The 5,063-nt window shown below is 56.3% G+C and carries 4 protein-coding genes and 1 pseudogene; 4 read left to right on the top strand and 1 reads right to left on the bottom strand.

Annotated elements, in window-relative coordinates; all coding sequences use genetic code 11:
* Positions 1–526 (top strand): annotated as a pseudogene (locus VMU57_RS09945) (hypothetical protein); the annotation flags it as partial.
* A 343-nt stretch (positions 527–869) separates the two neighbouring features.
* Here the strand turns inward: VMU57_RS09945 and VMU57_RS09940 are convergent.
* The gene (locus tag VMU57_RS09940; protein WP_325382944.1) at positions 870–1,286 is read right to left on the bottom strand and encodes a type II toxin-antitoxin system VapC family toxin; all 417 of its coding nucleotides are present in this window, start codon (positions 1,284–1,286) and stop codon (positions 870–872) included.
* Positions 1,287–1,893: 607 nt separating this feature from the next.
* On the opposite strand from VMU57_RS09940, the gene VMU57_RS09935 reads away from it, so the two are divergent.
* The 3 genes from VMU57_RS09935 to VMU57_RS09925 all read left to right on the top strand — a co-directional run bounded on the left by VMU57_RS09935 (position 1,894) and on the right by VMU57_RS09925 (position 4,752).
* Positions 1,894–2,376: a transposase gene (locus VMU57_RS09935; RefSeq protein WP_325382942.1), complete on the top strand. Its 483-nt coding sequence runs from the start codon at positions 1,894–1,896 to the stop codon at positions 2,374–2,376.
* A gap of 534 nt (positions 2,377–2,910) precedes the next feature.
* Entirely contained in the window at positions 2,911–4,014 is a 1,104-nt protein-coding gene (locus tag VMU57_RS09930; RefSeq protein ID WP_325382940.1) for an ATP-binding protein, read from the top strand.
* Between the two features lie 228 nt (positions 4,015–4,242).
* Positions 4,243–4,752 (top strand): hypothetical protein, encoded by a 510-nt coding sequence (locus tag VMU57_RS09925; RefSeq protein WP_325382938.1) that lies wholly within the window; start codon positions 4,243–4,245, stop codon positions 4,750–4,752.
* Positions 4,753–5,063: the final 311 nt, after the last annotated feature.

Here is a 5,063-nt window from a genome sequence, read left to right as displayed (position 1 = left end):
GCAGATCAAGGAAGATCGCAAGAACTGGCGCGAAGCGCGCGAGGGCGCTTATTTGCTGCGCACCAATCTCACCGCGGACACGGCCGAGGAGCTATGGTCCAAATACATGCAACTGACTGAGGCCGAAGCCTCCTTCCGGGCACTGAAGAGCGAGCTTTCCGTCAGGCCCTTGTTCCATCAGCTGGAGCCGCGCGTGAAAGCGCACATCCTGGTCGCGTTCCTCGGCTACGCCTTATGGGTCACCCTGAAACATTTGCTCAAGCGCCGGCCTCCGATTGTGCCTGCGCCATCGGTAAGCGGTGTCGATAACGCCAAGCCCATGACGCCGATGAGAGCCATCGCCCTGCTATCCACGCTACAGAGCGCCGACATCGTTCTGCCCACTACCGATGGCCGCGAGATCAGGCTGCGGCGGATCACCGAGCCAACAGCAGAGCAGAAGTCTTTGCTCCGGCAGCTCGGAATCAGCCTGCCAGAACATCTTCGATTTCAACGCAAATGTAGTGCAAACTCGGCAGTAGCCTGAACTGATTCTGAACCACTTAGCCCATCTGTGGCCTCTTTCGTGACGAACTTGGGCTAATCCACGCAGATACATCCGTCCATCCAGACCTGCTCAACGCCCGCTTCGGCTACGTTTCGATTTTCTCGTGCCAGCCACGAAGCCACGCTTTTTACCGACGACGTTTCCAAGCTCGGCCCGCAGCTCAGTGCCGATGTCTCGAAAACATCCGCACTTGAAATCAAGCAAGCCCCATCCGCCACCCACGAAATCGGGATCGTGCTGTGACGGATGCAGATGCCAAAGCAGGCGGGTCAAAGTGCCAGGAAGACGGGAAATTCACCACGGTCTGGTCACGCCTATATCTCTATATATCGGTCGCCCAATTCACACTTGCGTGAAGCTCATTCATCTGCCCGAACGCCTTGTCGTTGGTTACAAGGACGGCACCGGTTGTTACCGCATGGGCGGCGATCATCATATCCATGTTGCCGAGTGTCATCCCGGAAACCTCCAGCTTGGCACGCAATATGCCGTACGCCTGCGCCTCATCCCGGCCCCAAGGCAGGATGCGGATGCTGGCGAGAAAGCCGTCCATGAGTACCTTGAGGGCGGTGGCTTCCGGCCTCTTGGCCAAGCCGTACCGGATTTCAGCCTCGGTGATAACGGAGATACAGCCGATCTCGTCATCCTTCAACCCGAGCAAATGGGTACGGGCGGTAGAGGACCGGCCTCGGACAATATAGCTGACCATATTGGTGTCGAGCATGTAGAGGGACGTCATATCTCAGACCGATCCTGGGGTGGCCCCTGCGCCCTGTCCGAGGGAGTGAGAAAATCCTCTGGGACCCCCAACTTATCGAACGCGGCGAAGATTTCCGCCAAATTGTCCGGAGCTTGGGAAAGAATCAGGTCGCCATTTTTTGGGTCGCGCCGTATATAGACCTCCTTGCTGGAGAAGCGGAACCCCGCTGGGATACGAACAGCTTGGCTCCTTCCGCTCATGAAGACTTTCGCTTTTTCTAGTTGTGCCATTCCGCCACCTCGATAGATATCATGCTATATACCATCTTAAATGTCAAGAGAGAGACCCGTGCAGGACGGCAAGGTAGACGAAGCGGGAACATATATGGATCCGTCCGGTATGCAAGAGCTTTCAACGATAGCCGCAGCGGGATAGAGACGCGCACATATATCCGGCCTCTCACTACGGAGGAAGGGCTTTCCTCGCGGGCCATAATGGAATCTGCGCTTCTTCTCCTTATCAGGTCATCGGCCTCGAAGGCCCTGCCCCAGTCAGGTTCTGAAGAAGCTGGTCTCACCAGTTGCGCCATCGATGGCGGCTCAAGCATCTCCTTGGGAAACTATTACCTCGAAGTTCAGTCGATACTATGGAGATTTTGGCGGTAAGTGAAGGCACCAAGGAAGACAAGGCCAGTTGGACGCAGTTTCTGCGTGAGCTGAAGCAGCGCGGCCTGACGGGTGTGCAGCTGTTCGTCTCCGACAAGTGCCTGGGACTGGTGGAGAACTTTGCGGAGTTTTACCCGGAGGCGAAATGGCAACGCTGCGTGGTGCATTTCTATCGCAACGTGTGGACGGCGGTGCCGACCGGCAAGGTGAAGGAAGTAGCGGCGATGCTGAAGGCCATTCATGCCCAGGAAGATGCCAAGGCGGCTAAGGGAAAAGCTCTCCAGGTAGTGGAAAAGCTCCGCGCGATGCGGCTGGTCAGGGCCGCGGAGATGGAGATCGTCGAGGCTGGCATCGACGAAACGCTCAGCTACTACGCCATGCCTCCAGAACACTGGCGCTTGTCTGGCGCTGCCTGCGGACCAACAACCCGCTGGAAGCGGCTGATGCGGGAGATCCGGCGATGAACCTGGGTGGTTGGCGCGTTTCAGGATGGGAAAAGTTCACACCCGTAATTCTTATATTTACAACGGCTTAAGGTCCTTAATGGTGAGGTTCCATGCGATTCTTTAGAGGTCTTTTTTCGCAGCTTGGGCATAGTTTGGGATTTTGAAAATGTCGTTTTGGCTGAAATTTGAAGGATGACTTTGGACAGTTACATGCCGCATCGGATTTGGCGGACTTCGTGTTTTCTTCGTATCGAAATGCGAGTCTCTTATGACCAAACTAGGTCCAAACTCAATCTTCGTCGATGCGTCGATGCCCAGACCTGTTTCCAACATGCTAACGCCTGGGCACTCCCGTCATTTTACGCTGCTTCGGTTTTAGAGCGTCGATGATGCGATTGATACACGCCATGACTATGCTGGAATCGCTTTCTGCGGGGGATCCCACCGCTGGCATCACGTCGTGCAAAATATGCGATTCTATCGTATATTTTGCATATGTGGATTTCACGCGCAGTTGAACCCCGGCTGCAACGCTCCGCGAAGACGCGGCCAGTGATCGTGCTCACCGGAGCTAGACAGACCGGCAAAACCTCCACCTTTCTGCGTCTGTTTCCGAATCATGCCTTTGTATCCCTCGACCTTCCCACCGAAGCTGAGCAAGCGGAAAAGGAACCACGCAGTTTTCTTCAACGTCATCCACCGCCCGTCATGATAGATGAGGTTCAGTATGCGCCTGGCCTGTTCCGGCATCTCAAGGCGGAAGTAGACGCCCACCGCACCCGCAACGGGCAATTCCTGCTTACAGGTTCGCAAAAATTCACGCTGATGAAGAACGTTTCCGAATCGTTGGCGGGCAGGGCTGACATCGTGGAACTCGAAACCCTGTCGTTTGCTGAGATTCGCGCGGCACTGCCGCAAACCGGGGTCGAAACAGCCATCGTGCGGGGTGGTTTCCCGGAGCTGTACGCCAATCCAGACATTGATCTGGTTCCTTTTTACAATTCCTATCTCGCTACATATCTTGAGCGGGATGTGCGTGCTCTGACCAATGTTGGCAACCTGCGGGACTTTGAGAGATTTGTGCGGGCGTGCGCGCTCCGCTCTGCAAATCTGTTGAACAAGGCCGACTTGGCACGCGATGTTGGTATTGCGCCTTCGACGGCCAACCATTGGCTGTCCATGCTGGAGACATCCGGTCAGGTTGTATTGCTCGAGCCGTGGTTCTCGAACCGCACTAAGTCTATCGTCAAGAGTCCGAAACTATACTTTGCCGATACCGGCCTTCTTTGCGCATTGCTGAACATCCGCTCCGAAGAAGCTCTGCGGCAGTCACCGGCCGTAGGCGCAATATGGGAGACGTTTGTATTCGCCCAACTCCGGAACCGCGAACGTTGTGCCGGACGCGCAGGCGGTCTGTTTTTTTGGCGTGATCGAACTCGCGAAGTTGATTTTGTGATTGATGCGGGCGGACGCCTGGAACTGTTTGAAGCGAAGTGGACAGAACTGCCGGATGCCGGCGATACCGTGAATCTCGACTTCGTGCGCAACGTAGTGGGCAAATCACGGGTGACTGGCGGTGCGGTTGTCGCGCGCACACAGAACAGTTTTCCGTTCTCAAATGGGTTCCGGGCGCTACCTGTGACCGAACTCGGATGAACTAAACAGTAGGAATCGCCAACGCCGCATGCGTACTGTGTGAGCGGTACGCGAACCACATCTTGTAGCGGTTGTTTTGATGCAGCATTGTTGAACGATGGTACACAACGAGGAAGAAGCTCTGGCGCGGTGGCGCAGCCTTGTATTCACCATGCACCGGGACGATCCGGAACACAATAGACCAGCAAAGAGGATACCCCGCCTCAATTGAAAGTTAAGGAGACATCCATGTTCAAGGAGCTTGCCCCATATCTGCGGCAGCGCGCAGTTCTGCTGACCGTCACTCACATCGAGGAAGACCAGATTCGCGTGAACGTCATCCCGCAGAAACTCAAGGATGGCGAGAACGCCTGCGCTCACGACGCCCTTGACCGTGACCGGGATCTTCCGGCAACGCTGGTTGATTTTGTCTCCGCTCACATGCAATTGAAGAACACTCTGGACAGGGCAAAGGCTGAGATGGATGCGGCTGCGAAGACCGCGCAGGCGGAGGCGTGTTCGAAGACCCAATCGCCGGCGAAGAAGGAGCCTCCGAAGCCCGAGGCCGGCGCTCAAGAGACCCCGAAGCCCACCCAACCGGGGAAAGCGGAACCTCCAAAGACTGCCAGTCTCTTCGATGCGCCGGCATCCGCACCTTCCGCGACGACAGCCGACACGGACGAAGAAGAGGAGATCCTCGGGGCAGTCGAAGAAGACGATCCGATCGACGGAGGCGACGAACTGGATGAGGCGGCTTAGGGAATCGGCTGACCCGAACCTCGCCACCTTACCAGCACACAGTATCTGCGACCCGGGAAGTTGGAGCCGGACCGTTGCAGCTGTCTACTAACGGGCATGAAAATCGGGGTCCATGTCCGTGCCGGCTTCTGGGTTTTACCGGTGTCCTGGATCGGACGATTGATTAGCTCTCAGCTAGAAAATCGCTGAGCAGGCGACGAAAGACAACCGCAGTCGATTTCCAGTCGCCTTGCATCGATTTCGCGCCGGCATCTCCGTAGCCAGCGTTGGGCCTTGGGCGCAGTCGGATGAATGGGGGAAGTCCGTAACGA

Source organism: Edaphobacter sp., from assembly GCF_035532915.1.
Taxonomy (GTDB): Bacteria; Acidobacteriota; Terriglobia; order Terriglobales; family Acidobacteriaceae; genus Edaphobacter.
This window is presented reverse-complemented; position numbering and strand designations above follow the sequence as displayed.